Below are 25,137 nucleotides of genomic sequence, written 5' to 3'. Positions count from 1 at the left end.
ATATAGACGGCCTCAGCCGTCCGTTTCGTCAGGTCGGCGAAAGAACTCCGCCCGGTCGGTCAGGGCTACGTCGACCTGCTCCCCCACCCATGGCAGTTCCTTCAGCAGCTGCTGCAGGGTCTGCTGGGTGAACTGGGGCTTCTCGCCGTGGAAGGTCAGCTCTCCCTGCCACTCCCAGCCGCCGATCGATGCACAGAGCATGCTGATGCGGCTGGCCTCGATCTGCTCGGCACCCACCTTGCCGCGGTAGTTGATGCGGTCGTTGATCGCCTTGCGGGCAGCGCCCTTTACCTGCGGGTGGCTGTCAGGCAGCAGGGTCAGCACCAGGCCCACCGGCTCCTGGTTGCCCGGGTGCACGATGTCCAGGCGGCGCGCTTCCGCCACGATGTTGGTCAGTTCGGTCATGTTCGGGATCCTTGATGGCGATCCGGTAGAGAGCCCCGAGGGAAGCCGGCCGGATCAGTTCCGGCTTGTCAGGCGGCCGCCCTATCCCTCGGGGTGTTCGGGTTACGGGGTGACCGGGGCAGCCACGCGGATGGGCGCCTGGTTGAGGGCCAGCGTGTAGGTGTTCAGCACGAAGTCCTCATTGCGGCCGCCCGGGCTGTTGGGGCCGGCCACCAGGCCGCGCAGGAACTCCAGCGAGCCATCCGGGCGTTCGACCTTGAAGGCGTAGGCATCCGGGACGTTCGGCGCACCGGCGGCGCGCATGGCGATCTGACCCGGATCGGCCAGGTCCTCGGCCACCTCCACCTGCGGATCACCAGCGTTGGTGATGCCCTTGCCCTTCAGGGCAACCTGGGTGTCCCAGGTGTCGTACTGGACGATGTTGGTATTGATGCCGCGCTCACCGACGCTGCCGACCTTCTTCACCTCGACGAAGGTGAGGGCCTTGAACTCGGTCTCGGTCAGGTCGGTGTTCTTGGGGACGGCGCAGATGTAGAGCTTGGAACCTGCGTTGGTATTTGCTTCGGCCATAGCCGTATCTCCTCGCGATGGGCGTAAAAAAACCCGCCACGGGGCGGGGTCGTTGGAAAAGCGAAAGGCCCGCTGGTGGGCGGGCCTCAAGTTCGTCTTACTTACCGTCAGCGTGCCTTTATCGCTTCTACTGATCCAGACGCACGAGGGGTTGGCTCCAATGATCCAGCCGTACGAATCAGCTCAGAGACCAACGTCATGGCCTGCTCTTCTGTGATGCTCTCGTTCGCAGACAGCTGACATATGTAGAACATGCCAATGTTGAGGAAGGTCGTGCGCTCCGTGGATGTAGTCAACAGCGCCACCGCCTGATTGAAACTCGCACTTACCGAGGCTAGATCACTCGAGTTGTTCTGAGCAGCATTCGCGAGAGCCTTAGACGCCTCAAGCACCGCCTTGTCGATCTTTCCAGACCCAAACCAAGAGCTGCTCTTCATCCCCATCGCATTCTGCATACACATTCGATCAACACGCGTTTGGTCGCCAGGCATGACCATTGCCGCAGACCTGGCTGGATCCCAGGTCATGAACGTTCCAAGAGTCACGGTCTGTGTCTTCTTATCGCCGGGCAGCTTCTTGCCGGCCATTGACTTGATGGTGGATCCGCATCCTGATGCTGCAAGACACAGCGCTACCAGCACCCCTAGACTGATTCCCTTCATACTGCCCCCTGTTTGGCCGGCGGGTTCCGGCCCTCAGCGCCTATTTACCACGGCTCAGGTCGGGTTGCAGGGGTTCTCTATTTCCGACCGGGGCTGAGCTTTGATGCCACCAGCTGCATGGCCTGCGGCCGCGTGAACCCTGCCTCCACGTAGGCCAGGTACTCAGCGCGGACGAATCGCGCCTGCTCGGCGCAGAACTCGTCCAGCAGCTGCCGGTTCCGCTTCATGCGGGTGATGGCATCGCGCATGGCCTGCAGCTCACCCTCGTTCGGGATCTCGTTGCTGCTGACCAGATGCAGGTTGGGCGGCTTGGTAGTCATTTCTTCATCTTGGGACGGGGCGTCATCGAGGCCCGGATTTGTTTCACGGCCGCCGTAACCAGCTCACATTCCGCCACCAACTGCTTCCGATACTCTTCGAGCTTAGCTGTGATGGAATCAATTTGACGTTGGAGCGTCGCGATTTGATCTCTCAATCGCTCCTTCTCGTCCTCTGAGGTTTCCTCCCTCAACTTCTCTTCGAGGTCGGCAAGTTCTGCGCGTTTTTCGTCAAGCTCTTGCTTCTGCGCAACTCTCTCTCGGGCGGTAGCTATCGCGTGACCAAGCTTTGCGATGGCCACCAAGATCGCGCTTATGACCTCACGAGGTATGATCTTGCCCGCGAAAGAGTCGATCAGAGATTTGATTTCCTTCCAGAAATCATCAAGAACGGCCTTGTCCTCTTCGAGAAGATCCTCGGTAGAAAGCCTGTTCAGGTCCTTTAGCAGATCAGACATTTTCCAGATCCATTGGTGCCGAAGCCCAGATCCTATCACTGGCTCAGGGAAGGAATCCTCTCCAAGGGACTGTCACCGGGTGCATCATCCTTTCCGGGTCTTGGATGATGCTGGAAGTCCAGGGTCTCCTCTCCACCCGCATGCCGGCAAAAGTCGTGCCCTTGGCGAAGGCGGCGATGATCTGGTCCGTGATCGCAGTACCCACCATGATCCCCTGCCCCGGCCGGTAGCAGGCCGACACCTGGCCGAACCCCTGCATCAGGAACGGGCCATCGTCTTCCATGCCGTAGTTCTCGGTCCGGTTGGGAAACCACTGCAGCTCCAGCCACCGGGCGCCCTTCCCGGTCGGGGGGGTAAACCCCTGCCCGGGGTAGGAACACGTCAGCCCTTGTGCCGCCGCGAACTGCCCCACCAACGTGGCGAATGCACCATAGATCGCGGTGTCGCTCATCCCATCCGTCCTTTCACGTCGGCGGTGACCTCGGCCACGATGAAATCCCAGCGCTGTGCCGCCGCGCGCGCGAAGCCCTTGCCGGCCTGGGCGTAGGTTCGGCCCAGGCTGTCCTCGCCGTAGTAGCCATGCTCCATGCGCATGGCGTACTTCGCTGTCCAGCCAGCCCACACGGTCTGCCCCAGCTCCATGGTGGCGAACACCAGCTCCGGGGCCTGTGCGCTATCCGATGGCATGCCCTCGACCGACGCAGCTGCAGAGTTGCGTAGGAAGCCTGTGTCGACCGGCATCTTCCCGCCCTGTCCCTCTGGCGTGCCGGCTTCCTCCATCAGCTTGGTGGCTGACTCCCGGAAGATCACGCCCTGCATGGCCTTGGTCTTCTCCGTGAAGGCCCGGACCTGGGCTCCGAATTTATTGGCCACGCTTCACCTCCGCCGCCATGTTCACGCGGTATTGCTTCATGCAGCGGCAGCCGATGGTTTCCTCCGGCCCAGCACCGAGCGAAGTGTCGCCCGGGAACCGCATCAACGCACCGCTGGGCGTCTGGAACGGTTCTCCGAACCGACGCACCTGGCCGTTCATGGCCTGGTGGCTGTGGCGGGTCCTGTCGTCGCCGGTGGCTGACCAGGTGCCCTCGACGTTCTCCGGCGCCAGTCGGCCACTCTCGATCTGCTGCCGAAATGCTTCCTCGCGACCGGCGGCCATGGCCGTCAGCGACTCGGTCCGCGCGATCATCTCGCCGCGCAGCGCCAGCAGCCTGTCCGCATAGCGCGCAGCGATCTTCTCCACGTCCGCCGGCGCCACCGGCTGGCCGGCCTTGATGGCCCGGCTGACGATCCCGTCCAGGCGCTTGTCGCGCCGCTTACGGCCGAAGTACTCCGCCATCTGCGCCGGATCGCCGCTGGCCAGCTGCTGCCGGACGTTGGCCACGAACTGCGCCTGCTGCGCGGTGAGGCCGACGATACCGCCACTGCGGCGGCCGGTCTCTCCCACCCTGCCGACCAGTTCTAGCGCCGTCTGGCGCGGGTTTGTGCCAGTGGCCATGCCGCGCACCAGGTGCTGACGCACCAACTGTCGCTGATCCTCTACCACGCCGGTGATCAGTTGCGAGGAGTTCGTCTGTAGCCAACTCTCCACGCCGCGGTTGCGCATGTCGAACCCGAACCGCAGCAGCGGCGTGTCGTTGGCCGGGTTGTAGCGCCCGCGTATCTGCTGCCGCAGCGACAGCGTGGGCAGCTCCTTCATACCGACCTCCGCGCCGGTGGCAAACGCCTGGCGCACTTGCTCGGCCAGTGGTGAGAAGCGTTCGCCGTCGAAGCCCAGCGCCTCCAGCACAGCGTCCACCTGCCCGGCCTGCAGGAGGCTCGCCAGCAGGTCCAGCTGCACCTGCGATCGCACGCCGGCGATGGCCTGCTCGAACGCGCGGCGCATGGCCGGCTCTAGGCGACGGGCCAGCAGTTCCAGCTCGCGGGGTGTGTAGTCGGCCATTAGCGTCGGGCGTGGAACTCGTAGAGCAGCACCTGCCCGCCAGGGGACAACGGCTGCAGGTCGATGAAGTGATACAGCTGGTCACCCAGCAGCAGCCGGTCGTCCTTGCCAGGCTTGATGTCGATCGCGGTGGAGATCAGGCCCAGCTTGTCGCCCTGCTGGACCAGCGTGGTGTCGCGATCGGTCAGGCTGTATTCCAACTCCACCACCTTGCAGTCGTGCCGGGTGGCCGGGCCGGGCTGCGGGTTATGAGGCGGCCCGGTCGGTGAGCCGTCGCGCTCCACCTGAGTGCTGTAGCCGTAGCGGTCGATCAGATCCGCGGCCGTCGCCTGCATGCGGTCATAGAAGCGGTTCATACGACGCGCACCGCAGGCAGAACCGCCGGCGTCCGCAGCAGTGGTGCCAGGATCTCATCGATGGCCGGCACCACCGGTCGGTTCGGCACCAGGCCGCCGGCAGTGGCATCGGCATAGGTGACCTCGATAGGGCCGACCTTCTCCTTCGTCACTGCCTCGCTGGCCACGTAGTCCGGCGACAGACTGCCGGGGCTGGCCAGCTCGCGCACCGCCGCCTCGTAGGTAGCGCGCTCCACCTCGTCCGGCACCTCATCCGGCTGGATGGGGTCGCCGTCATAGTCGATCGCACCGGTGCGGGGCCACTCGTTCGGCTGGCCCCGCCCAGCCGTGCGCACGCCGGGGAACATCGACGCCCAGCGGCCAGATGCGAGCAGCACCCGGTACCGGCCGTCGATGTAGTCCGTGGCGCGCACCAGTGAACCGGTCCGGGCCTCGTCCGTGCCGGTAGCCCAGGCGGCATTGCCGCGCGCCTGGTGGTACAGATCCGCGCCTTCCAGCGTGCCGTACATGGTCAGCCCTCGCCGCCCGGGCTACCGCCGGCGGCTTTCTCGGCATCGGCGATTGCCTGCTGCAGCTTCGGCACGCCCCAGTTGCCCTTGGCATCAATGCCCAGTTCCTTGGCGCGCGCGATCAGGGCGTCCTTGTCGGCAGCGCCCTCGCCGCCCGGGCTACCGCCGGCGGCCTGGCCGCTGGCGTCGCCACCGGTGATGCTCAGGATCTCGGCCTTGATCCAGCCCTGCACCACCGAGTTCTTCTTCAGCTGGTCCCAGTTCGCGACCGGGGTCTGCTCGCCCGGCGGCAGAATCGTGCCGTCGGGCAAGCCCAGCGGACCATTGTGGTTGTTCTTGATCTTCATGCTTCGCTCCGATGTGGCTCCGGCGCGTGGCCGGGGCCGTGGGGATCAGATGCCGTCCAGGTAGACGACTTCCTTGGGCAGGCGCACGTCCAGGCCGCCCAGGCGCATTACGCCCGGGATGTCCCAGCGCAGCGGGCCGCTATGCCAGGCCGGCAGGAATCGGTGCGGCATCGGCATGTGCAGCTTCAGCACCTGCGGATCGTTGCGGTACGCCACCAGGCGCGTGGTGCCGCCGACGCCGGCGGTGTCCAGGCCACGCACGCCGCGCAGGGTCAGCTGCTGGCCGGTCTGCACGGTGTAAACGTTGTTGGCCAGGAACCACTGCAGGATGGTCATGTCGCTCTGGTCGCTCATCTTGCGAGTCGCGATCAGCAGGTACTTCGTCCACGGGAGCAGCAGGGTGTTGGCGATCGAGGCGGTGTTCGTCCCGTTGAATACGTTGAGCAGCGCCTGGTTCAGCGTGGCCACGATCAGCTGCGAGTCGGTGGTGGCGTCCCAGCTGCCGGTCGGCGCGGCCACAGGGGTAACGCCAGCCGCGTTGAACAGGCCGGTGAAACCCTTGCTGGAGTCGCCCTGCAGCGCGACGCGATCCACCATTTCCTCCGATGCACGGCGCGCTGCCGCAGCGTCTTCGGTGGACAGATTGATGCCCAGCATCTGTGCGCGGCCGACTTCCTCCCAGCCGAATCCGTAGCCGATGCCGGCGGTGTAGACCGGGGTCTCGAACTTGGCGCGGGTGGTGCCGGCCTTCGGGATGTCATCGGCGTTGCCGTTGATCCAGTCAGCCTTGCCGAACTGGTCACCCGAGAAGTAGGTCACCGACGTCGCGAACTCGCTGCCCGAGGTGTCCACCGGGACCAGGCCGCGGTACTGGATGTCAGGGTAGACGGTGCGATAAACGCCCGGCTCGATGATCGAAGCCTGGGCTACCACGAAGCCCAGTGCTGCCTGGGCGTCAATCAGGGGAATTGCGCTCATGTGGTTGGCTCCTTAGCCGAGACGAACGACGGCCAGCTGACCGGCGGCGGTGGTGCTGGTGTCCCAGCTGGCACCGGGAACTGCGGTGTTCCCAGTGGAGACGTTGGTGAAGGCGCCGGCGGCGGTCAGGTAGACCGCATCGCGCGCGGCGACAGCGACCGACGCGACGACCCAGATGTCGCCCTCGGTGCGCACGCGCGCGGACTCGCCTACGCCGAACGCATCGGTGGCGCGGCCGGTGACCTGGCCAGCGGTGACCGTCAGGCCGGAGGCCGAGCGATCCATCAGCGCAATGCCGACGTACTTGCCGCCCGCGAAGGCCTTGACCGACTTGTCGGTGGCACCCTGCTCCACGGCCTTGCCGAAGACGATGGCCGCGCCCTCGACGGTGCGGGAGATATCGGTGGCCGGCAGCATGGTCGCCGGCGCGCCGGCGATGGCGGCCGGCTGGGTATCCGGATAGGTGTTCTGCAGTGCCATGGCTTAGGCCTCCTTCTGGCCGGCGGTGCGATGGTCCAGGGCGGCCACGGACGCGGCGTAGCCGTTGTCCTGCGCCGGCTGGCGCTGGGTGGTGCGGTCGCCGAGGGCAACGACCACCGGATCGCGCGGCTTGGCGCTGTCGGCCAGGATGTCGAAGCGGGCTTCGATGTAGGCGTCGGCCTTGCCGGCCACCGCGGCGTCGCCGAGCTTGGCGACTACGGCAATCTTGCGGACCTCGGCATCGGTCTTGCCGCTGTAGTCGGCGTCGTGCACGGCCTTGGCCTTGGCGATCAGGTCGCCGCGCTGCTGCACGCGCTGATCGAGGTCTGCGTCGCTCAGCACCTTGCCCTTCAGGTCGTCGCGTTCAGCCTCGACCTTGGCGATGGCCGCGTCCTTGGCCGCGATGGCGGCCTGGTGGGCTGCGTCAGCGGTGCCAGCCGCAGCCTGCGCGTCCTTCAGCTGCTGCTGCAGCTTGCCAATGGCCTGGGCGCCGGCGTCGTTGGTGACGACGGACAGCCCATCGACCAAGATGGTCTTGTCGCTCATGGGGTGGTTCCTCGTAGATGGATTGTGGTCGTCGCCGTGCTGGTGCTGCTGACCACGCGCCCGGTCGACTAGCGCGGGTTCGTACTGCGTGAGCGGGGCCGGTCCCCATTGCGAATCACCCATGCGGGTGTTGCCGGCACGCGGGTTGTTGTCCGGGAGATAGGCCACGTGGTTGAAGCGCAACGGGCCGGCCTGCCGGTACTGGTACGGCGTGCCGTCGGGCGCCACGCCCTCATCGGCGACGATCTCCACCGAGTAGCCGGCGGACAGCGAGCGCGCGCCGGCGGCGACCTCTTTGGCGGATGCGGCGTCCATGATTGCCATGGGGGCAACCACGTGTTCGCCATCACGCACCACACGGCCACCCACCTGCCCAACCGTCAGTTCCTTCCAGTTGTCGGCCGTGACGCCCTTCGGCGGGTGGCCACGCGTGACCGGCCGGCCCACCAGCGAGCGCATGCTGTCCTCATCGAACACCGTGGCCGGATCGCGGTAGACGCCGAACACCCGGCCGGCGTCATCGCCGGTCAGCCCCAGCTCCCGGCCCAGGTACTGCTGCACGTTGCCCGCGCGGCTGACCTTGGCGTCGCCGATCAGGAAACCGTCGCGCGTGAAAGCGAGCCCGGACGCGTCAAGCGCCAGGCTGTCGAAGATCTCCATCAGTCAGTCCTCGTTGGTGCCGCTGGGCCGCGGCGTCACTGCGGCGCGGCTCTCGTCATCGTCAGAGCCGTCGTCATCGGGCGTGGCCTTGCCGTACTCCAGCATCTCGGCCTCCAACCCAGGCGCCACACCAGCCTCGGTCAGCATGTTCACTGCCACCGTGGACATAACCTCATCCGGCAGCAGCCGCGTTTCGGAGATGGTCTTGATGGTCTCTGCCGTGGTCTTTCCGATGGTCGCGCGTTCGGTGTCGGTGGTCTGCCACAGGCTGCGCCAGTTGTAGAACACCTCAGCCGGCCGGCTGCCGAGCGCCGAGCGGATCAGGCACTCATCGAGGATCTGCAGTGACGGCTGCAGCACCAACTCCTGGTTGCTGCTGATACGGTCATAGTAGTTCCGCAGGTCGCTCTCGCCGCTGGCGTTGAGGCCGCCCGGCGACTGGCCCAGCAGGCGGGTCATCGGGATGTCCGACGCGCCGGAGGTCAGCTGCATGAAGCCCATCAGCAGGTCGATCAGGCCGCCGAACTGCGCCTGCTTCTGCTCATACTCTTCGCCGGCGTCCAGCAGCAGCGTGCCATTGATGCCCTTCGCCATGGCCGCCAGCTGCAGCCGCTGCAGAACCTGCTGCTCGTACTCCTTGTCCGCCAGCATGGACATGAAGTTCGGGATCTTGATGACGTCGACCTTAGCTTCGAATACCAGCGAGGCGATGTTGGCTGCACTCGCGTCGGCGTCCTTGATGGCCTTGCTGATAGCCAGCAGCACCGAATCGCCCCACCCGTCGCCGATGCCGAACTCCGGATCCGGCCTTTCCGCACCGTGCAGGATCACCAGGCGCGACGGGTGAATCTGAACCTGGCCGGCCGTGCCGCTGCTCAGGGTGTAAAACGCCGGCAGGCCGTAGCCCGGCGATTCCGGGTCGAGGTCCAGCTCGCCCGCCTGCAGCACGCGCTTCGAGAGCACGTTGATGTGGCGGATCCCGCCCTTGCCAATGGACTCAGGCTTCAGCGGCAGCATCGGGTCCGATTGGCCCGTGCCGATGTAGAGCGCGCCGCCGCCGGTGAGCCGAGCGCGGATCATCGCCTTCAGCACCTTCTGCTGCAGGCCTAGCCGCTTCTCCTCTGCCTCGATCGCGGTGATCTGCTCCTGGTCTGCGCTCCAGCCGCGCCATTTGCGGCAGCTGTCCATCGCCGGGATGTCGATCACCTTCCGCGCCAGCCAGGTGCCGCGGTAGGCGTTGTCTGCCTCCTGCTCCGACAGGTTCGGAACGCCGTAGAACGTCGAGGCCGCCTTGTCGCGCGGCGTACCCAGGTTGGCCACCAGATTGACCAGCCCGTCTTTGATTTGTGCGAGCCTGCCCATCAGAGCGCGTTCCCCAGGTTGTAGGTGCTGCCGGTGACCAGCTCAGCGAAAGCGCCCGAAAGCGCGTCCACCTGGTCGTCGTGCTTTGCGTTGGGGAACTCAGCGATCTCGTCCAAGAACGCAGTCACCCATGGGCCGTTCACCAGCTTGATGTTCCCAGCCTCGGCCTGAGCCTCGACCGGCGTTGCCCGGACCTCCTTGGATCCGGATTCCAGCGCCGCCTTCACGTCCCAGCCCGCCAGCAGCTTGATCTGATGCGCGGCGTTGCTCTTGCCGGCGGCGCCGGGGTCCTGCGGGATCCGGACCTTGATCGACTTCCCGTCCTGCAGCGCGGTGTTCTTCAGCATCTTCTCGACGCCCGCCGGCGACTGCCTGTCCCGGACGATGTCCAGCACGTAGTAGACGCCGCCGACCTCTCCCAACAGCAGCCCCACGGTGTAGTCGGGGTCGCTGCTGGTCTTCTCTTTCGGATCGGTGGCGCCGAAATCCCACCGCCTGACCTTGCGCACCGCCGAAATGGCCGGCGCGGCATCTACTACCTCGAACCATTCCCGCTTGAAGGTGCCGCCATCGCGCGGCGTGGGCCGCTGCTGGTACTGGCCGGCGTAGGCGTAACTGCCTTTCGCCCGCTTCAGACGCTCGATCTCCGCGCGCGGGAAGCGCTCGGGGAACAGCAGCTCGCCGTCCTCGGTGCGTGGATCCTCGAAGAACAGCTCGCCATCGATGTAAGTACGGCACGGACCGCCAGTCTTCTTCCCGTCCTTGTCGACCCGCTCTGCCTCGAACTCCATAGGCAAGTTGAGGTGCACGAAGCCCAGGTCCAGCTCCATCGCCACCGCTGCAACGTCCTGCTGGTGCAGGCGCTGCATGATGATGACCATGGCCGACGAGGTGATGTCGTTAAGGCGGTCGGTGATGCCCTCGCGGAAGATGCGTACCGCGGTCTTGCGCTCGGTATCGCTCTCTGCCGTCTCGGTCGAATGCGGATCGTCCACCTTCACCCGGTCGCCGCGGCCACCGGTCATGGAGCTGAAGGGACGGGCCTCGCTGAAGCCGTTCCCGGTGTTCTCGAACTTGCCCTTGGCGTTCTGGTCGCCGCGCAGCTTCATCGGCCACGCGGTCTGGTACTGGTCGCTCTCGATGAGGCGCCGCAGCTTCTGGTTGTCGCGCAGCACGTTCGGCTGGCTGTAGGAGGTGGCCAGCGTTTGCAGGTCCGGGCGCCCAACTGGCCCCCATTCCCATGCTGTCCAGAACACCAGCAGCAGTGATTTCATCATGCCCGGAGGCACGGTCATCAGCAGGAACTGGATGCGGCCTTCGGTGACCGCCTCCAGGTGCCGGCACATGGCCCGCAATGCCCAGCCAAACTTCAGCGGCCTGGTTGGCTCCAGAACCCGCCAATGCTCCTTGATGAAGCCCTCCAAGGTCTGCGACCGCGCCCGGATGCCTTCGACATCCTCTGCGATGCGCGCGCGCTCTCGCTCAGCCGCCCTCCTCGCTCGCTCCGCCCGGATCTCCGCCAGTGTCGGCAAGCGGACCGAGGATCTGTTCAAGCTGGTCGAGATCATCGTCTGAGAGGTCTTTCAGGTTGTAGGTGGCGATCGCGCCACTGTGCTTGTGCTTCTCCACCAGGAGGCCGGCCAGCTTTCCCTTGCCCATCGTGGCGGTGACTGCCGCGCTGGCCTGTTTCTCCTTCAGCGCCAGCTTCCGAGCCTGTTCCAGCTCGTCCATTAGGCTGTCGACGGTCACCTCGGCTTTCTTGGCCACCTTCTGCTGGCCGGCGCGCACCGCAGCCTGGATACGCGGCTCGGTCAGGAGCCGTGACCCCTGCTGCTTGGCGGTCTTGTCGCTGTACCCGGCGCGGATTGCCGCCTGGGTCCCGTTGTGATCCTGCAGGTATTCCTGGACGAACCGCTGCTGCTTGGGGGTCAGCGGCGGCATCCGGGCTGGTTTGGTCTTGGCCATAGTCGGAGCGGAAATTCCGCAAGTGGAACGGCGATGAGGCCTCGCCGACGATGTAACCGGCGGCGGAAATCGCGGAAGTGGAGATGTCGGCGGGCGTTGCACACCCTACCAACCAGCGTTCGAGCGTTTCGGTACACATGTAGCCAGAAGGAGAGCCGAATCTGATTCGGTACCTATACAACTCAGAAGAGGAAACACCCCAACATGGAAATCGCTATCACCCCTGAACTCGTAAAAGCCATCATCGGCTCGGCCGTTGCGGCTCTAGTACGAGCCATCATCCGTAGCATCCAGAGCCGAGGCGCTGCTGGCCGGGGTTCCGGCCGCACCAACGTGGCGGTCAGCGTCGATCACGGCTTGGCAGGCGTGGACGTGGTCGTCCGCGTCTCGTCCGATTTGAATAAGAGCTCCCGCGACCTCTGCTCGTAATTGGGCGGTCTGGTCACGTTCGACGGCGCCGGCGGCGGCTTCGGACAGGCGAGCGGTATAGCAGGTGGCGAGGTCGTCGCGCAGCCGGAGGCTGCCATCACGCACGCCAGCAGCAACAGCAGCAGGGACGGCCGTGGCCGCGGTGCGATCTTCTTCATGCTTGGCTCCGATTGTAGCCATCGCCTCGGCCTGGCTGTGCTCGACGGCACGGGTCTCGATGAGCTGCTGGACTTGGCCGGCGCTGTTGCTGGCCTGCTGCCGGGCTTCCCCCGTCTCAGCCCGATCACCGCGCCAGGCCCAGCCAGCACCGAACATGCCAGCCGACCAGGCGACGAACACCAGCAGGTAGATGGCGATCCGGTTCATGTCAGGGCCCCGGACCCTTGCGGGTCATGCTGAAGAAGTAGCCGATGACCATGCCGGTGGCGTTGTTCAGGCCGCCGATCAGCATGCCGAACGAATCCTTGTTCTCGGGCGGGATGGCCACCGCGATCAGCGCGGCCATGGCCATCCCCAACAGGAACAGCACCAGCACGGCGATGCCGACGCGCGCAGCGCCGATGTTGCGGGTCGCGAAGGTCATGCGGCACCTGCCAGTGAGTGAATTTCCTCCAGCGCCCAGTGATAGAGCGGCTGGTCGATGATGGTCACGCGGGTGAGGCGCTTGCCGCGCACCACCTTCACCGCCACCTGGGTCGACTGCTGGACCGCCAGCAGCACAAACGCAATGCGCTGCTTGGTGGGGTCCGGCTCCTGCAGCACCGCCAGTGCGTCGCTCACCATCTCGCGGATGGCCAGCAGCAGCTCGGCGGTGGGGTTCTTGGCCTTCTGGTTCTCTAGCACCACCAGCACGCCCTGCAGCTGGTTAACCGGCGAGAGCTTGGCCTTCTTCTTGGCGGCCGTCATGTGAGACCAAACAGCTTCTTGGCCTTGGCCAGTTGGGCTTCCCGATCAGCCTGTCCGTTGGGCATGCCCTTGCTGGTGGCGGATCCGCGGTTGATCGCGCGGCCCACGGCGAGCCCGTCGTCTTTGTCGGCCCACACGTTGAGGTTCTTCCGCTTCCAGAACCAGCCAGCCGCCACCACCGCCCAAGGCAGCTGCGCCACCAGCTCCGGGGACCGAACGAACAGATCTCCCTGCCCCATGGCGTGGCTGAAGGTCGCGTAATTCTCGCGCCCAGTCAGCTGGATGAGGCCCCGGCCCTTGAAGCGCATGCCGTCGCCCGGCTGCACATTGCCCAGGTCGGCCCGGCCTTCGTAGGCGCGGCCCGAGGCGTACTCGGTGGCCGTGCGGAAGCCGTCCGATTCATGCGCTACCTGCGCCAGAAAGTGCGCCTTCTGCAGCGCGGTCACGATACCGAACTGGATGCACGCGTCTTCCAGCGGCTTGGCGTACTGGCCGGCGCCCATGGCGGCGGCTACGGTTTCGGTGCCCACCATGGTCTCTCCTGCATAGGTGCCCGCCCCGCAACCGGCTGGTGCGCGAGGATGTGGTTGGTCCGGGGGGCTGCGGGCGTAGAGGGCCGATCACCACCGCTGCCTAGGCGCTGCCCGGCCTCCAAGGGCCGTGCGCAGACCGCCCGCCTGCGTTCACGCCAGCCCCAATCGCCTCACGGCGAGCGGAGGGGGTTTCGGCGCGGTGGTTGATCGGTGTTCGCGTCCCGGAAACGCAGAAGCCCCAGCGCAGGGCCGGGGCTTCAGGGACAATTCTTGACAGTTGCAGAATTAGGGCATCTGTCTGTGCAACTTGTCAACACCACCCTTACCGAGTATCAACAGTCTCCCATTCAGGAGACACCCATGACAGCACCAGTCCGCTTCGTATCATTTGGCAACTATTCCATCCGGACCGATCACATCAGCGGGGTCAGTACCGTGATCAAGAGCGGTAGCGTTGAAAGCGTCCAGTACCAAGTGCACATAATCGTCAACGGCTACGCGCTAACGGAGTACTTCCCTTCCGAAGTTGATGCAGAAGCGGAAGCTGACCGCATCGAGAAGGCGATTGGCATTCAGGCCGCCTGAGCCCCGGTAAGCCAGTCGAGCCCACGCTGAAGTTCCCGGCGGTACTGCCATACAGACAGCGTACCGCCGTACTTCTCGGCCACCATGCGCGCCTTGACCGCCTGGCTGGCCGCAACAGTGAACTCGGTGTGCAGCACCAGAGCGCGCAGCGGATACTGCCGCTCCATCGATGCCAGCGCCCGATCGATCCAACGCAGCTCATCCGGAACGCCGACATCGACCGCGATCTCTGGATTGTCGTGAGGGTGATCCGCGTCGTTGGAGGCGCGAATCGGGTCCGCCGCCCACAGTGGCACGATTCTCAGGCCCTGGACGCCGCTGCCGGCGGCCATCAGCCGACGTCGGTCAGCTCCATCCCGTCCCACCAGATCCTGAAGGGCACGCTCGCGCGTCAACGGTGCATGGTCCCTAACCTTGTCCAGGACGTGGACGCTGCGGTCCACGCGGCTCAGCGCAAACCGATTCACCTGGGCGTGGCCCCAACGTCGCAGTTCTTCGGTCAGCGGATCAGTGTTGCGCATCGCGCATGCCCTCCAGTACGGCGTCATCGAATCGGAAAGCCGGCAGTTGCCCGTCGGTGTCGCAGGTGCCGGTCCGGTCGGGCCAGCCCTTGCAGTGGAAGCCCGCAGCGCCGAGGGTGCGGAACTGGCAGACCGAGCAGCGGCCGTGCTTCTGAACGTAGGACCGGTAGCGCTTCTGCATGCGCAGCTCGGCGCCGGTCATGCGGCGACCTGGCCCATAGCCAGCTGGTGCTCGGCCCAGAGGCCGATAAGGAGCGCGTCGGCACGGCCGTTGTCCTTTTTCCGCTGCAGCTGCAGCGCGGCGGCCGGGAAGCGCTGGATCGCCAGCAGGCGGGCGGCGTCCTTGTCCTGGCCGGTCAGCCCGAAACGACGCTTCCACCTGGCAGGCTCTGCGCGGATGTAGGGAATGCCCAGCAGTTCGAATGCAGCCTTGGCCTTTCCGTAGTGGTCGCCGAAGTTGAAGGACGACTGGGGACCGGCCTTGCGCTCTTCCTTTCCGTCCGCCGCCTTTCTGGGTGGCATTGCGCGCACCCGTTCGATCACCCCCACCACCTCCGCGCCGGGGTTCAGGTCCTTCGCCGCGCGGATGAACAGAGCGATGCCGCGGGCATCGACCTCCTGGTTCTCCCCGACGGTCAGCAGCGGCATGTCGATCACCGGCCCTGCTGCTCCGTCGACCAGCGCGGCGATGGCGCCAGTCCGACCGGGGTCAATGCTGATAATCAGGCGGCGGGTCGCCATGAGGTCTTCTCCAGGTGCTGTTCGATCAGGGTGTTCTGCAGGTCCAGCAGGTAGTCGTCGGTGCCGATCTCCTGCCGGAACCGGCGTGGTTCGCGGGCGTAGCTAGGGCCGAAGCGGTCAGCGCAGGCCGAGTGGCTGAGCCCGCCCATAGGCTCACCGACGTGGTGCCACGGGCACAGGCCGATAGTGAAGTCGTGGCCGCGCCGGGGCTGCCCGTGCTTGCCGCCAACCAGAAGATGGTGCACTTGGCAGCGCATGAACCCGTGGCCGAGGGCGTCGCAGACGATGCAGCCGATCTCGGTGATCGCGTCCATCCGCTGCTGCCGGACAAGGGTCGGCTTACCGGTTGAGCGGCCGCGCTTCACGCGATCACCCCGAGCGGTAAAATCCGGTCCAAAGCCAGGGGGAATCCATGAAGCAAGGAAGGACAGATAGAGACTGGGCTGTGGTCGCGACATTGATGTTCGGAGCGGGCGCCCTTATCGCGTGGGCATTGCTTAGCAAGCATCCTCCCCAGCCTCGTCCACCGGCCGAGATAGATTGGCCGGCTTGGGTGCAGGCGGTCGGCAGCATTCTCGCGATCCTGACTGCAATCTACGTACCAACAATCATAGAAAGAAATAAACGCGCCGAAGTTGCCATGGCAAATCAACGAGCACTTCGAAGGTTCTTGAGTATAGTCCTTCCATTGTTGCGCGACGTTTCTCGAAAGCTCGGAACGTATGCGAGCCAGATTGACTATCACCATGAGGAAGACGACGTTCTCAACATTGCGGCGATGGACGGGGCATATGAAGATGACGCTCACCAAATCGAAGTGCTTTTGAACTCCGCCCCAGATCTTCTCGACTTTACTGATGCGTTTTCCGATTTCCAGATTCACATGGCGAATATTAAGTACTGGAACTCCAACATCTTGGATCACATGGCCGGGGGGCTTCACCATGCATGGCAGAGGGATAAAGACTTCGTGCAAGCTGCCGCTGCAAAAGCATCTAGTGCTGCAGAAATAATCGCCGAGCGAATTGTTGAGCTGACCGGTTTGCATGTTCAATCTATGTTTGATGACGACCTGCCCAGCTAGGTACTCGCCCATCACGCGACCTCCCTAAGACCATTGACCATCCGCCAGTACTCCGCGCGCACGTCGTCCAGCATGACGTGCGCGTAGTGGTCACCGATCCAGGAGGTGATGCCCTTGAAGAAGGCAGCGAAGTCCTCCTCCTCCATCGAATCAAAGGCCAAGGACTGAGCCACCTTCACCGGAATGGTGCGGATCTCCGGCAGCACACCCGACAGCACCTTGCGCGCGCCCGCGCCCAGGACCGTCTCGGCGGCATCCAACAGCGCCTTCACCACCGGGCTGGAGTCCATCTCCACCATCTCGCAGCAGATGCCTGACTCCAGCTGCACATGCTTCAGCGCGGCGTGCGCGTCCAGGTCACGGAACGCCTCAACGTTGTCGACCAGCAGGTGCCCGATGACGTGGGCTAGGCGGTGGAAGGCGGCATTGCGCGAGGCCTTGATCTCCAGCCGATACTCATGGCCGACGCGGTAGCCGCGGTCCTTGGCCAGTCTGCGATCGATATCGTTGCTCGGGGCAAACGCGCCAATCTCCTCGCCCGTGGCCGGATCGACCAGGCGCAGGCAGGTCGCATAGATGGGCCGGCTGGCCCGCTTCGCGCGGATCTTGCGGGCTGCTGCTGTCATCGCGGTCATGCGTCATCTCCTGCGGCCAGGTCGCGGCGGCTACGCCGGCGGCGGCCGGGCGACGGAACATCGAAGTCATCGTCACCACCGCCGGCAGTGGCCACGCCCTTGAGGCTGTAGTTCGGCCGGGGGCCGGTGTAGTCATCGAAGGCACTGCACTGCAGCCGGTGCTGCAGGTAGCAGGTGCCGGTCTCGCCTTGGCGGTTCTTGGCCACGATCAGTTCTGAGATCCCCGGGGCACCGCAGGCATCCTTGCTGTAGTAGTCGTCGCGGTACAGGAAGGCGATCACGTCGGCGTCTTGCTCGATGGCACCCGACTCGCGCAGGTCGGCCATGCTCGGGCGCTTGTCGTTCTTGCTTTCCACGCCGCGGTTGAGCTGCGACAGCGCCATCACCGGGCAGTGCAGCTCCTTGGCCAGGCCTTTCAGCCGCCGCGAGATGTACGACACCTCGTCGTTCCGGTTCTCCGACTTGGCCTTGCCGGTCAGCAGCTGCAGGTAGTCCACCACGATCAAGCCAAGGCCACCCGGCACCTTGGCGTGCATCCGCGACGCACGCGCTGCAAGGGCATCGACCGACAGCGCGCCGCAGTCGTCGATCGCCAGCGGCAGCGACTGGATGTAGTTGCGGGCCTGCGAGAGTCGCGCCCATTCGTCGTTGCTCAGCACGCCCTTCTCGCGCATGCGGCTCAGGTCGACGCCCGCGTGCGCCGCCATCAGACGCATGCTGAGCTGGCTGGCGGACATCTCCAGGCTGAAGACGGCAACGTTGCGGCCGCCGGCGGCAGCATCCTCGGCCCAGTTCAGCGCGTGGGCGGTCTTGCCCATCGACGGGCGCGCACCGAGCACGATCAGGTCGGTCGGCTCAAGGCCGGGGATCTTGCGCCGCACGCTGCTCCACTTCGGCGCGATACCCAGTGTTCCCTCGCCGTGGAACCGGGCTTCCATTTCGTCCCACGCCTTCTGCACGCCGCTGCGCACCAGCATCAGGCCACCGTTGCCGCTGGACTTCACGGTAAGGCTGGCCAGCTTCGTCGCTGAGGCGGACACGACCTCCTCGGCTTCGTCGTCGCTGGCGCCGTAGGCGCTATCTGCGATGTCGGTGGTGGTCTTGATCAGCTGCCGCAGCAGCGACTTGTTGCGCACGATCTCGGCATAGGCGCGCACGTTGGCCGCCGAGGGCGTGCTGCCGGCCAGGTCGTAGACGGTGGCCACCAGCTCCTGCGCGCCGATCTCAACGTTGGCCGTGATCCAGTCGCCCACGGTCACCACGTCGACCTCGCGCTTCAGGTCGGCCACGCCGCAGATGCCCTGGTAGATCAGCTGGTTCTCGCGGCGGTAGAAGTCCTCCGGCGCCAGCTGGTCGCGGACCTGAGCCAGCGATTCGCCCACCAGCAGCAGCGCGCCGAGGACCGACTGCTCGGCCGGTACGGAATGCGGCGGCACGCGCAGATAGGCGACGTTGTCCAGGTAGTCGGGCATGCCGCTCACGCCGCCTGCTCCTGCTGGGCCAGCTGATCCTGCCGATCACGTTCGCGCTCGGCGTCGCGCTCGCGCTTCAACTGCACGCCAGCCGTCGTGAGCTCGCAGCCACCAGCAGGCGAGCACCACCACAACTTGAGCCAATTCCGGCGGATGGCATCCCGGAAATGGGCGCGCCAGTCCCGTTTCTGCGTGCCGCTGTCACGGTGCCTGAGCGCGAATTCACGCCAGGCCAGCGCAACGAAGTCACGCGGAATGCCGGCGTCCTCGGCGAAGTCGAAAATCGGGTCGTCGGCGCGGATCATCCGCTCGCCAGCGGCACGGCATGAGTCAACGAACTTCGGGAACGTGACCAGATCGCGCTTCGGGCGCTTCGCCCTCGGCTTTGCACCGGGCTTCAATTTGGAATCCAAGTCGTCGCCCCCCTTGGGGGGTATGGGGGGTTCTTGTGTTCCTTGGGGTGTTAAAGGTGGGGTGTTAGGGTCGCCCTGTGCGACCACCCCTGGTTGTCCTGCGCGACTAGGGTGGTCGTCCTGCGCGACCACCGGGAAGGCAATCTGATATGTGTTGGAGTCGGCTTCGACCCGACCAGATGCGCCTGCGATACGGATTCGGCTCTTCTTCTTCAGCCATCCCTGTGACACGGCCGTCTCGACGTGGCGAATGACAGTGGCGCGGTTGAGAGAGGCGCCGGCCGCAATCGTTCGATAGGACGGGAATGCGCCGTCGCCGTGCTGGTTCATGTACGTGCCGATGACCAGCAGCACCAGCTTGGTGGTGCCGTCCAGCTCGGACTTGGTGACAGCGGACTGCCAGGAGAACTGAACGCTCACGCCCCCTCCTTCAACAGCTGCTGGCAGCCTGCGATATGCCAGATGAAACGAACGGCGATGAGGGCTTTCTCTGTTGCGTTCACGGGGTATCCACCGTTGATGGGGGATAGAAAAGCTATGCCCTTTCGGCGCCGGCGATGCGCGCTAACTGCCGCGATGTGGCCCGGGGTTACGCTCATACCCGACCCCGCTCCGCCGCTGCCTCTGCGTGCTGGCTGACCTGCACCAGCGCCGCCATGACCTGCTGACAGGCGCGCGCGATAGCATCAGCCTCGTTCGGCGTGATGCGGTTGTCGGCCATCGCTTCCGAGACAAGCTCCGCGAGGTCGCCCTTCGCTGCGGCGGCCGCTAGGAGCGCCGTGATCAAAGTTCCGGATTCAGGCGCTTCGACACGCTGGGCAATGAACCCGTGCTCAGCGCAGAGGGCGTGCAGGATCCGGTAATCACCGGTGCGCGCCATCAGCGCATCCGCCTCCTGCAGGCTCAGCAGGTTGCGGTCGGTGTTCGGGTTGACCTTGCCGCGCAGGGTCGCGGCTGACATGCCCATCCTGGGCGCCAAGGCCTCGCTGCCACCCGGGTACTGGTGGACGGTGTCGTAGGCGGCATCTGTGACATTCATGGGCGGGCTACTCGATTGGAGACAGGGCGGCGACGGCGGCGCACGATCGCGCCATGGACAACGTCACATCAGGGATGAAGGGAGTCGCCCTCCTTGCGGTAGGCTGCGGTTACCACACGCACAGCCCGCAAGGAGGGCGACATGACAGACGACTCGAAACTCGATCGGCACGACCAGGGACTGGCGCACGAGGTCGGCAACACGATGGCCATGGAAGTAGCCATCACTGCCTTGTTGCTCTCGCATCCAAACCGAGCGGCACTGGCTTCGGCTTGGAAGGTGGCGGAAGACCAAGGGTTCACGTGGACCTCGGATCCAGGTCCGGGTCTGGACGCTCAGCGGAGCCGTTGGGCGCAGGAGGGCTACTTGAATACCCTTTCTCGCTTGCGGAAGGCCGCGCTGCAGGACTGACTGATACACTTCCATCGCTGGTCCGGTGGAAGGCAGCCAGCGCAGCAGGATCACCTTGGGCCGACAGGTTCATCGCGCCGAAGGTTGTGGCGTCGATGGTTTCGCGTCCGGGCATTTGCTTGCCGCAACTGCTCTCCGCCCCGCTCGGCTTCAACAGCCAGTCGCGTAGCCACAGCCTGGGATTCCAGTGGTCAGGCAGCATGGGGCGCCTCCTGCTGGTCGTCGTTGGCCGGCGGCTGTCGGAAGTCTCCGAACAGGTCGGGGCGCAATGCCCTCGCCTGCCACTGCCGCCCCTCGGGCAGTAGCTCATCGTCGGACCACTGCGAAACCGCACCGGCCGTCACTCCGAAGAAGCGAGCCACGTCGGCGTCTTTGCCGCCGAGGGCCTCCCTTACCGCGCGCTTGGTCATGTTCATGGAGTTAGTGTAGTCCCCTAAACACAACCGTACAAGCACACTAAACGATCAACTCGTTAAGCTCACTAAATGAGAGAGACATTCGCCGCCCGCATGGCTTTGGCCGTTCGAGAGTCCGGTCGCTCCCTGCAGGAGATAGCCACCCTCGCCGGAACGACCAAGGGCCAGGTCAGCCAATGGCAGACCGAAGGAAAGGTCCAGCCCGAAAACATCAAGGCTCACGTCGTCGAGAGCATCTGCGCTGCCCTTGCGATTCGGCCGCGATGGCTGCTCTATGGGGAGTCACCTATGCGTGGCGACGCACCCCCATTGCCGGCTGTCTCCGCAGCTGAGATTCCCGCTGGCTATGTTCGCTTCCACATGATGGAAGGTCAGGCATCCGGCGGAGGTGGCATCGTGAATCAAGACTTCCCCGCGGTCCTCCGCGAGGTGGACGTCGCTGAGTGGCAGGTTCGAAGCCAGATCGGCTTCCTTCCCGAGGAAGGGCGTGTGCAGTTGATCACGGTACATGGAGATTCCATGTACCCAGACATTCGCACCGGAGACGTGCTCATGGTCGACACGGCACGCCGCTACTTCGAAGGCGATGGCGTGTATTTGATCAATCTCAACGGTTACACCATGGTGAAGCGATTGCAGATGCTTCCGAACGGTCTGCACATCGTCAGCACCAATCCCAAGTATCAGAGCGCGGTCGTCCCCTCTGGTGAACTAGATTCTTTGCACGTTGCGGGGCGCATCGTGGGCGGCGCAATCATGCGCCGCGGCGAAGAGTTCTAAGACCAATTCAAGGAAGAGGCGATGGCGTTGATCAGCTGTGTCGAATGCGGCAAACAGATAAGCGACAAGGCAAGCACTTGTCCTAGTTGTGGTGCACCTGCTGCGCCACTTGGCTCAGCACCGCGCACAACAACTCAGCCTATCAAGGCGGTTACGTTTACTCCGATGTCGATCGCAGCATTGGTCGTTGCAGCTATTGTTTTGTTCTTCTTGGCCATGGTTGTCATACGGCCCGGTGCGCCTGGCGCGCCTAAGGACCCAGAAAAAGCCGCAGAACAAGCAGCAGAACGTCGAACGGTCCAGTACTGCGAGGACCGCTACAAGGAGATGAATGCTGACCGGCAATACACAGTGGAAGTGCTGCAGTTCCATTCGCAAGCATGCCGCAAGGCGCGCGATGACTACCGTGCGAAGTGGGGACGAGAACCCTGACGAAACCTGATGCTATCCGCCACATAGTTGTTGCATACAAGAAACCCCGCCGAAGCGGGGTTTCTTTTTGTGGATCAAGCGGCGTCTTGGTAGATCATTCCGATTTGACCAGGGCGTTCAAAGGTTACGCTGCAGCGAGCCTCAAAGTCCTTGTAGTTCACGGAGGAGACCGCGAGCAACCGAACCGCTTCCTTCTGCTTGGTCAACGTAGCCACGCCACCATCCGTCAACCACTGATGCAGCTTGTCGCCCACATCCTGTCGGCCCCGCATCTCCTCAAGCACTTCATTCGGGAAGCAGACCTCGTAAACCCACTTGCGCGTGATCGCTCCCCAGATAGGAGGACGCCCGTGCGCGCCAGAGGTGAACGCAGTCCCGGTCATTTTTGCCAGCGCAGCATAGTACTCAGGCTCGAACTGTCGCTGCCAATCCGAAGCATGCTGCCGGATCAGCTTCGAGATCAGATCCTGCAGGGCGTCCGGCGCGCGGTGGTACTGGTATCCGGTAGCCTCGTCAATTAAGGCGACTAGCCCGACCATGCCCAGTGCCAAGTTGATCTCCACGCAAGCTGACACTTGGCGCGCCTGCTGCTTATGCGTCTTCCCGGCGATCGCGGCCCTCAGCACGTTGCCCACCGCTTCCATTACCGCTTCCGCCTCGATGAAGTGGGCACGACCACGACCAGGATTCGAAACCGGTGACCCTGCTTTCTCCTTTCCGCTCATGTAGTTAGGGGCGAAACAGGCCAGAAAACCGTCGAACCGGTTACTTGGGTTCTTCCCGTGATACCCGAGCAGATGTGCGAACTGCGTGGCGAGAAAGCCACGGCGTCCGTCCTCTAACACAATCGCGGGCGCTTCCAAAGAGCCGAATCGGACAATGCCGTAGTGGCTGATCCTAGGGAGATCACTCCCGTCGTGTTGTGCTTCGGCCTCGGAGCTGACCGGAGTGTTTGCTGCTTCCAGATGGTGCATGTGGCATCTCCTATTGCAGTGAAGGTGCCCACGCAGTGCAGTCCAGCGTCGATCCCTCTTGACGGTGGTGAGGCCGCATCCTAGGATTTGGCCCGTCGAAGGTCGTGGAAAACCTTCGATACCGGACATGCAAAGCGTGGACGGTTTGGGATGAAAAAACTCGGCCCCGTCTGGTTACTGCCAGGCGGGGCTTTTTCGTTTCCGGCTTACAACTTCTGACGCGCCGGTTCAGCTTCCATGCTGGTGATTCGAGGGTAGTGCGGCCCTGAAAAGGGGTCAACGGATTGACGCCAGTCACAGTTCTAGCACTCCGCGTCGGGGGTGCGAAACCCCCCAATTCTTCCCTGGAAGCAAATCCCGACGGAGCCCTGTCTCTATTCGGCCCAAGCAGCGTTTAGTAATTAGCGTTTAGTATGCTTGACTTCAATCGTTTAGCATCCTAATCTGCGCTCGTCGACCAGCACCGTGCTGGACCGCCGGAGCCCGAGATGGACCACACCGCCCTCAATTCAGCTTCCCGCAACGCCCAGCGCAGCCTGGACAACCAGGAAGACCCGCGTTTCGAGGCCGAGTACGCCGACGAGCGCGTTGCCGAGCTGGCCGTCGGCTACCGCAGCAATCCAGACATGTGCCGCGAGGCCGCCAGCTGGACCGCCGGCACGCTCGGCGGCAGGTACTACACCGACCTGCAGCTGGTCCTGCACCGCCTACACCACACCCACCCCGCCGATCTCATGGGCACGGAACTGCTGACCCAGCTCTACCGGCTTGCGCGTGTTGAGGGTGAAGCGCTGGACGCGCAACTCGTGCAGCTGGCCCGTATGGCCGTGGCCGACCTGCAGGTGGCGGCATGAGCGCCAGCTTCGATCCGTTCGCCTATCTGTTCGGCTCCCTGCTCTCCGGGCGCCCCGAACCGACCACCAACGCGGGCCGCTACCTGCAGCAGCTAGACACCGGCGACGCGCGTTTCACCCGCAGCGGCGAGGACGTCAGCGAAGAACTGCTGGCCGGCCTGCGCCGCATCCAGATCACGACCGCAAAGGAGTCGCCATGAACACCAACGTTCGCCAGATCCGCGAGTTCCAGGCCGTGCGCGACGCGATCGCCTGCACTGGCCTGAGCCCGGCGCCGCTGTTCCAGCGCCTCAATGCCGAGCAGCGCGAGGGCTATCGCGGCCTGTCGGTGGTCGACAACGCGCTGCGCCTGCGTCGCCAGTACCGCGACGAGTTCAGCAACCAGCCGGACCCGGAGGCCGCATGAGCTTCGAACAGGCCATCCGGAGGGAGACGGTGTGCATGTCGCTGGAGTTCATGGCCTACGGCGGACTGATCGGCTTCATCGTCGGCGCGGCCGCCGTCCTGATCTTCCAGGACATGTTGCAGGCGGTGATGTCGTGAGCCGGCGACTGACCTACATCCTCGCGCCGCTGGCCATGTGGGCGCTGATCTGCGGGTTCGCAGCGGCCGGCGTCCTGCTCGCTGTCGTGCATGGCAACTACCTGTCGCTGCTGATGGCCCGCGCGGTGCTTGCCGGCGCTGCCTACCAGACCGCTCTGGAATGGTTCCGCGCCGAAAAGGCGCTGGCCGAGCGCCGCAGCCGCATCCAGTCCCTGACCTCCGCCTTGCCGGTACCGGCGGAAGACCTGCAGTAACCCACTGCCGGCCCGGCCGGCTCAACCGACGAGGTCCACATGTTCCACCTGAAGAACAACCCGGCGGCCGTCTCCAACGTGAACTTGCGCATCGAGAAGCACGGCGATGAGCGGCACCTGGCGGTCGATCTGTCCATCACCACCAGCACCAGCAACCTGGTGCTGGACCACTTCGACAAGGAACTGCGCAAGGCGCTGTTCCGCAAGCCGGGCAAGGGTGAGCAGCAGTCGCTGCCGACCATCGGCGACCACCTGACCGAGATCAAGATCCCGAGCTTGGAGCCCATCAAGGTGGGCCACGAATTCAAGGGCTTCGAGCTGCAGATCGAGGGTGAGCTCGACAGCACGCAGCCGATCTTCCTGGTGGACGTGAAGCTGAAGAAGTTCGTGATCGCCCCGAAGGAAGGCGGCAGTGTGGAGCTGTCGTTCAAGGCCTCGGCCAGCGTGACGCCGGATGAAGTCGCCGAACTGACCGAAGCGTTGGTCCGCGAGAACGTCGTCCTGACCCTGCAGCCCGGCCAGGCCAACGAATCCACGCAGCAGGAAGACCTCGCTGCCTGA

General features: G+C 64.5%; 42 protein-coding genes. 11 read left to right on the top strand and 31 right to left on the bottom strand.

The window, feature by feature from the left end; genetic code table 11:
* Nucleotides 1–12: 12 nt before the first annotated feature.
* The 21 genes from VN11_RS08805 to VN11_RS08705 form a co-directional block, all read right to left on the bottom strand.
* Nucleotides 13–405: a hypothetical protein gene (locus VN11_RS08805; protein WP_053449471.1), complete on the bottom strand. Its 393-nt coding sequence runs from the start codon at nucleotides 403–405 to the stop codon at nucleotides 13–15.
* A 102-nt stretch (nucleotides 406–507) separates the two neighbouring features.
* Nucleotides 508–975, bottom strand: coding sequence for a hypothetical protein (locus VN11_RS08800; RefSeq protein WP_053449470.1), 468 nt, complete (start codon nucleotides 973–975; stop codon nucleotides 508–510).
* 107 nt (nucleotides 976–1,082) lie between these two features.
* Complete coding sequence (locus VN11_RS08795) at nucleotides 1,083–1,637, bottom strand: hypothetical protein (protein ID WP_148564957.1); 555 nt, start codon at nucleotides 1,635–1,637, stop codon at nucleotides 1,083–1,085.
* A gap of 77 nt (nucleotides 1,638–1,714) precedes the next feature.
* Nucleotides 1,715–1,957 (bottom strand): hypothetical protein, encoded by a 243-nt coding sequence (locus VN11_RS08790; protein ID WP_053449468.1) that lies wholly within the window; start codon nucleotides 1,955–1,957, stop codon nucleotides 1,715–1,717.
* A complete protein-coding gene (locus tag VN11_RS08785) occupies nucleotides 1,954–2,412 on the bottom strand; it encodes a DUF5320 domain-containing protein (RefSeq protein WP_053449467.1) in 459 nt (152 codons plus the stop codon). The genes VN11_RS08790 and VN11_RS08785 overlap by 4 nt, the downstream gene beginning before the upstream one ends.
* 43 nt (nucleotides 2,413–2,455) lie before the next feature.
* Nucleotides 2,456–2,863 (bottom strand): phage tail terminator-like protein, encoded by a 408-nt coding sequence (locus VN11_RS08780; RefSeq protein WP_053449466.1) that lies wholly within the window; start codon nucleotides 2,861–2,863, stop codon nucleotides 2,456–2,458.
* Nucleotides 2,860–3,285, bottom strand: coding sequence for a hypothetical protein (locus tag VN11_RS08775; RefSeq protein WP_053449465.1), 426 nt, complete (start codon nucleotides 3,283–3,285; stop codon nucleotides 2,860–2,862). The genes VN11_RS08780 and VN11_RS08775 overlap by 4 nt, the downstream gene beginning before the upstream one ends.
* Nucleotides 3,275–4,294, bottom strand: coding sequence for a phage minor head protein (locus VN11_RS08770; protein ID WP_187299802.1), 1,020 nt, complete (start codon nucleotides 4,292–4,294; stop codon nucleotides 3,275–3,277). Before VN11_RS08770 ends, VN11_RS08775 begins: the two co-directional genes overlap by 11 nt.
* Nucleotides 4,295–4,350: 56 nt before the next feature.
* Complete coding sequence (locus tag VN11_RS08765; RefSeq protein WP_053449463.1) at nucleotides 4,351–4,707, bottom strand: hypothetical protein; 357 nt, start codon at nucleotides 4,705–4,707, stop codon at nucleotides 4,351–4,353.
* Nucleotides 4,704–5,216 carry a DnaT-like ssDNA-binding protein gene (locus VN11_RS08760; RefSeq protein ID WP_053449462.1) on the bottom strand — a complete coding sequence of 171 codons (513 nt, stop codon included), beginning with the start codon at nucleotides 5,214–5,216 and terminating at the stop codon, nucleotides 4,704–4,706. Before VN11_RS08760 ends, VN11_RS08765 begins: the two co-directional genes overlap by 4 nt.
* A gap of 2 nt (nucleotides 5,217–5,218) precedes the next feature.
* On the bottom strand, nucleotides 5,219–5,563 hold the full coding sequence (locus VN11_RS08755; protein ID WP_053449461.1) for a hypothetical protein: 345 nt from the start codon (nucleotides 5,561–5,563) through the stop codon (nucleotides 5,219–5,221).
* Between the two features lie 45 nt (nucleotides 5,564–5,608).
* A complete protein-coding gene (locus VN11_RS08750) occupies nucleotides 5,609–6,541 on the bottom strand; it encodes a DUF2184 domain-containing protein (protein WP_053449460.1) in 933 nt (310 codons plus the stop codon).
* Between the two features lie 12 nt (nucleotides 6,542–6,553).
* Nucleotides 6,554–7,021, bottom strand: coding sequence for a structural cement protein Gp24 (locus VN11_RS08745; RefSeq protein WP_053449459.1), 468 nt, complete (start codon nucleotides 7,019–7,021; stop codon nucleotides 6,554–6,556).
* Nucleotides 7,022–7,024: 3 nt separating this feature from the next.
* On the bottom strand, nucleotides 7,025–8,227 hold the full coding sequence (locus VN11_RS08740; RefSeq protein WP_053449458.1) for a DUF2213 domain-containing protein: 1,203 nt from the start codon (nucleotides 8,225–8,227) through the stop codon (nucleotides 7,025–7,027).
* 3 nt (nucleotides 8,228–8,230) lie between these two features.
* Entirely contained in the window at nucleotides 8,231–9,589 is a 1,359-nt protein-coding gene (locus tag VN11_RS08735) for a DUF1073 domain-containing protein (RefSeq protein WP_053449457.1), read from the bottom strand.
* Nucleotides 9,589–11,157, bottom strand: a complete 1,569-nt coding sequence (terL, locus tag VN11_RS08730) for a phage terminase large subunit (protein ID WP_053449456.1) — start codon at nucleotides 11,155–11,157, stop codon at nucleotides 9,589–9,591. Before terL ends, VN11_RS08735 begins: the two co-directional genes overlap by 1 nt.
* Nucleotides 11,072–11,554, bottom strand: a complete 483-nt coding sequence (locus tag VN11_RS08725; RefSeq protein ID WP_197586488.1) for a terminase small subunit — start codon at nucleotides 11,552–11,554, stop codon at nucleotides 11,072–11,074. Before VN11_RS08725 ends, terL begins: the two co-directional genes overlap by 86 nt.
* A 264-nt stretch (nucleotides 11,555–11,818) precedes the next feature.
* Nucleotides 11,819–12,349 (bottom strand): hypothetical protein, encoded by a 531-nt coding sequence (locus VN11_RS08720; protein WP_238581867.1) that lies wholly within the window; start codon nucleotides 12,347–12,349, stop codon nucleotides 11,819–11,821.
* Between the two features lies 1 nt (nucleotide 12,350).
* Nucleotides 12,351–12,566, bottom strand: coding sequence for a hypothetical protein (locus tag VN11_RS08715; RefSeq protein ID WP_053449454.1), 216 nt, complete (start codon nucleotides 12,564–12,566; stop codon nucleotides 12,351–12,353).
* A complete protein-coding gene (locus VN11_RS08710) occupies nucleotides 12,563–12,889 on the bottom strand; it encodes a hypothetical protein (protein WP_053449453.1) in 327 nt (108 codons plus the stop codon). Before VN11_RS08710 ends, VN11_RS08715 begins: the two co-directional genes overlap by 4 nt.
* Nucleotides 12,886–13,422 (bottom strand): glycoside hydrolase family 19 protein, encoded by a 537-nt coding sequence (locus VN11_RS08705; protein WP_053449452.1) that lies wholly within the window; start codon nucleotides 13,420–13,422, stop codon nucleotides 12,886–12,888. The genes VN11_RS08710 and VN11_RS08705 overlap by 4 nt, the downstream gene beginning before the upstream one ends.
* Nucleotides 13,423–13,782: 360 nt before the next feature.
* Between VN11_RS08705 and VN11_RS08700 the strand changes: the two genes are divergently transcribed.
* Nucleotides 13,783–14,007 (top strand): hypothetical protein, encoded by a 225-nt coding sequence (locus VN11_RS08700; RefSeq protein ID WP_053449451.1) that lies wholly within the window; start codon nucleotides 13,783–13,785, stop codon nucleotides 14,005–14,007.
* Here VN11_RS08700 and VN11_RS08695 read toward each other — a convergent pair.
* From VN11_RS08695 to VN11_RS08680, 4 genes are read right to left on the bottom strand one after another with little or no spacing between them, the layout of a single operon-like run.
* Nucleotides 13,995–14,528 carry a hypothetical protein gene (locus tag VN11_RS08695; protein WP_053449450.1) on the bottom strand — a complete coding sequence of 178 codons (534 nt, stop codon included), beginning with the start codon at nucleotides 14,526–14,528 and terminating at the stop codon, nucleotides 13,995–13,997. The two genes, VN11_RS08700 and VN11_RS08695, sit on opposite strands and share 13 nt — an antisense overlap.
* Entirely contained in the window at nucleotides 14,515–14,730 is a 216-nt protein-coding gene (locus tag VN11_RS08690) for a hypothetical protein (protein WP_053449449.1), read from the bottom strand. The genes VN11_RS08695 and VN11_RS08690 overlap by 14 nt, the downstream gene beginning before the upstream one ends.
* Nucleotides 14,727–15,269 carry a hypothetical protein gene (locus VN11_RS08685; protein WP_053449448.1) on the bottom strand — a complete coding sequence of 181 codons (543 nt, stop codon included), beginning with the start codon at nucleotides 15,267–15,269 and terminating at the stop codon, nucleotides 14,727–14,729. Before VN11_RS08685 ends, VN11_RS08690 begins: the two co-directional genes overlap by 4 nt.
* Nucleotides 15,251–15,727, bottom strand: coding sequence for a Ref family recombination enhancement nuclease (locus VN11_RS08680; protein ID WP_080374894.1), 477 nt, complete (start codon nucleotides 15,725–15,727; stop codon nucleotides 15,251–15,253). The genes VN11_RS08685 and VN11_RS08680 overlap by 19 nt, the downstream gene beginning before the upstream one ends.
* On the opposite strand from VN11_RS08680, the gene VN11_RS22225 reads away from it, so the two are divergent.
* Nucleotides 15,682–16,353: a hypothetical protein gene (locus VN11_RS22225; protein WP_187299801.1), complete on the top strand. Its 672-nt coding sequence runs from the start codon at nucleotides 15,682–15,684 to the stop codon at nucleotides 16,351–16,353. The genes VN11_RS08680 and VN11_RS22225 overlap by 46 nt on opposite strands.
* An 11-nt stretch (nucleotides 16,354–16,364) precedes the next feature.
* Here VN11_RS22225 and VN11_RS08670 read toward each other — a convergent pair whose 3' ends face one another.
* The 4 genes from VN11_RS08670 to VN11_RS08655 form a co-directional block, all read right to left on the bottom strand.
* Nucleotides 16,365–16,988 carry a hypothetical protein gene (locus VN11_RS08670; RefSeq protein ID WP_053449445.1) on the bottom strand — a complete coding sequence of 208 codons (624 nt, stop codon included), beginning with the start codon at nucleotides 16,986–16,988 and terminating at the stop codon, nucleotides 16,365–16,367.
* Nucleotides 16,985–18,460 (bottom strand): replicative DNA helicase, encoded by a 1,476-nt coding sequence (dnaB, locus tag VN11_RS08665; protein ID WP_238581885.1) that lies wholly within the window; start codon nucleotides 18,458–18,460, stop codon nucleotides 16,985–16,987. Before dnaB ends, VN11_RS08670 begins: the two co-directional genes overlap by 4 nt.
* Nucleotides 18,461–18,465: 5 nt before the next feature.
* On the bottom strand, nucleotides 18,466–19,293 hold the full coding sequence (locus tag VN11_RS08660; RefSeq protein ID WP_053449443.1) for a helix-turn-helix domain-containing protein: 828 nt from the start codon (nucleotides 19,291–19,293) through the stop codon (nucleotides 18,466–18,468).
* Nucleotides 19,294–19,468: 175 nt separating this feature from the next.
* Nucleotides 19,469–19,912: a phage regulatory CII family protein gene (locus tag VN11_RS08655; protein ID WP_053449442.1), complete on the bottom strand. Its 444-nt coding sequence runs from the start codon at nucleotides 19,910–19,912 to the stop codon at nucleotides 19,469–19,471.
* Between the two features lie 141 nt (nucleotides 19,913–20,053).
* Here VN11_RS08655 and VN11_RS08650 point away from each other — a divergent pair, with 141 nt between their 5' ends.
* Nucleotides 20,054–20,323, top strand: a complete 270-nt coding sequence (locus tag VN11_RS08650; RefSeq protein ID WP_053449441.1) for a hypothetical protein — start codon at nucleotides 20,054–20,056, stop codon at nucleotides 20,321–20,323.
* Nucleotides 20,324–20,514: 191 nt separating this feature from the next.
* Here VN11_RS08650 and VN11_RS08645 read toward each other — a convergent pair whose 3' ends face one another.
* Nucleotides 20,515–20,739 (bottom strand): hypothetical protein, encoded by a 225-nt coding sequence (locus VN11_RS08645; protein WP_148564955.1) that lies wholly within the window; start codon nucleotides 20,737–20,739, stop codon nucleotides 20,515–20,517.
* Nucleotides 20,740–20,808: 69 nt separating this feature from the next.
* Here VN11_RS08645 and VN11_RS08640 point away from each other — a divergent pair, with 69 nt between their 5' ends.
* Together VN11_RS08640 and VN11_RS22220 are read left to right on the top strand one after the other, a co-directional pair.
* Entirely contained in the window at nucleotides 20,809–21,519 is a 711-nt protein-coding gene (locus VN11_RS08640; protein ID WP_080374893.1) for a S24 family peptidase, read from the top strand.
* A 21-nt stretch (nucleotides 21,520–21,540) separates the two neighbouring features.
* Nucleotides 21,541–21,951, top strand: coding sequence for a zinc-ribbon domain-containing protein (locus tag VN11_RS22220; RefSeq protein ID WP_148564954.1), 411 nt, complete (start codon nucleotides 21,541–21,543; stop codon nucleotides 21,949–21,951).
* A 74-nt stretch (nucleotides 21,952–22,025) separates the two neighbouring features.
* Here VN11_RS22220 and VN11_RS08635 read toward each other — a convergent pair whose 3' ends face one another.
* Nucleotides 22,026–22,925, bottom strand: a complete 900-nt coding sequence (locus tag VN11_RS08635) for a P63C domain-containing protein (protein WP_053449438.1) — start codon at nucleotides 22,923–22,925, stop codon at nucleotides 22,026–22,028.
* 488 nt (nucleotides 22,926–23,413) lie between these two features.
* On the opposite strand from VN11_RS08635, the gene VN11_RS08630 reads away from it, so the two are divergent.
* The 6 genes from VN11_RS08630 to VN11_RS08610 are packed head-to-tail and all read left to right on the top strand — an operon-like array spanning nucleotide 23,414 to nucleotide 25,137.
* Nucleotides 23,414–23,779 carry a hypothetical protein gene (locus VN11_RS08630; RefSeq protein WP_053449437.1) on the top strand — a complete coding sequence of 122 codons (366 nt, stop codon included), beginning with the start codon at nucleotides 23,414–23,416 and terminating at the stop codon, nucleotides 23,777–23,779.
* Complete coding sequence (locus tag VN11_RS08625; protein WP_053449436.1) at nucleotides 23,776–23,979, top strand: hypothetical protein; 204 nt, start codon at nucleotides 23,776–23,778, stop codon at nucleotides 23,977–23,979. Before VN11_RS08630 ends, VN11_RS08625 begins: the two co-directional genes overlap by 4 nt.
* Entirely contained in the window at nucleotides 23,976–24,185 is a 210-nt protein-coding gene (locus VN11_RS08620; protein ID WP_053449435.1) for a hypothetical protein, read from the top strand. The genes VN11_RS08625 and VN11_RS08620 overlap by 4 nt, the downstream gene beginning before the upstream one ends.
* The gene (locus VN11_RS22510; RefSeq protein WP_187299800.1) at nucleotides 24,182–24,322 is read left to right on the top strand and encodes a hypothetical protein; all 141 of its coding nucleotides are present in this window, start codon (nucleotides 24,182–24,184) and stop codon (nucleotides 24,320–24,322) included. The genes VN11_RS08620 and VN11_RS22510 overlap by 4 nt, the downstream gene beginning before the upstream one ends.
* The gene (locus VN11_RS08615; protein ID WP_053449434.1) at nucleotides 24,319–24,576 is read left to right on the top strand and encodes a hypothetical protein; all 258 of its coding nucleotides are present in this window, start codon (nucleotides 24,319–24,321) and stop codon (nucleotides 24,574–24,576) included. Before VN11_RS22510 ends, VN11_RS08615 begins: the two co-directional genes overlap by 4 nt.
* Before the next feature lie 39 nt (nucleotides 24,577–24,615).
* Nucleotides 24,616–25,137, top strand: a complete 522-nt coding sequence (locus VN11_RS08610; protein WP_053449433.1) for a hypothetical protein — start codon at nucleotides 24,616–24,618, stop codon at nucleotides 25,135–25,137.

It is taken from the genome of Stenotrophomonas maltophilia (assembly GCF_001274595.1).
In the GTDB taxonomy this organism is placed as follows: Bacteria; Pseudomonadota; Gammaproteobacteria; order Xanthomonadales; family Xanthomonadaceae; genus Stenotrophomonas; species Stenotrophomonas forensis.
The sequence above is the reverse complement of the archived record's forward strand: the minus strand, read 5'-3'. Positions and strand labels throughout refer to the sequence as shown.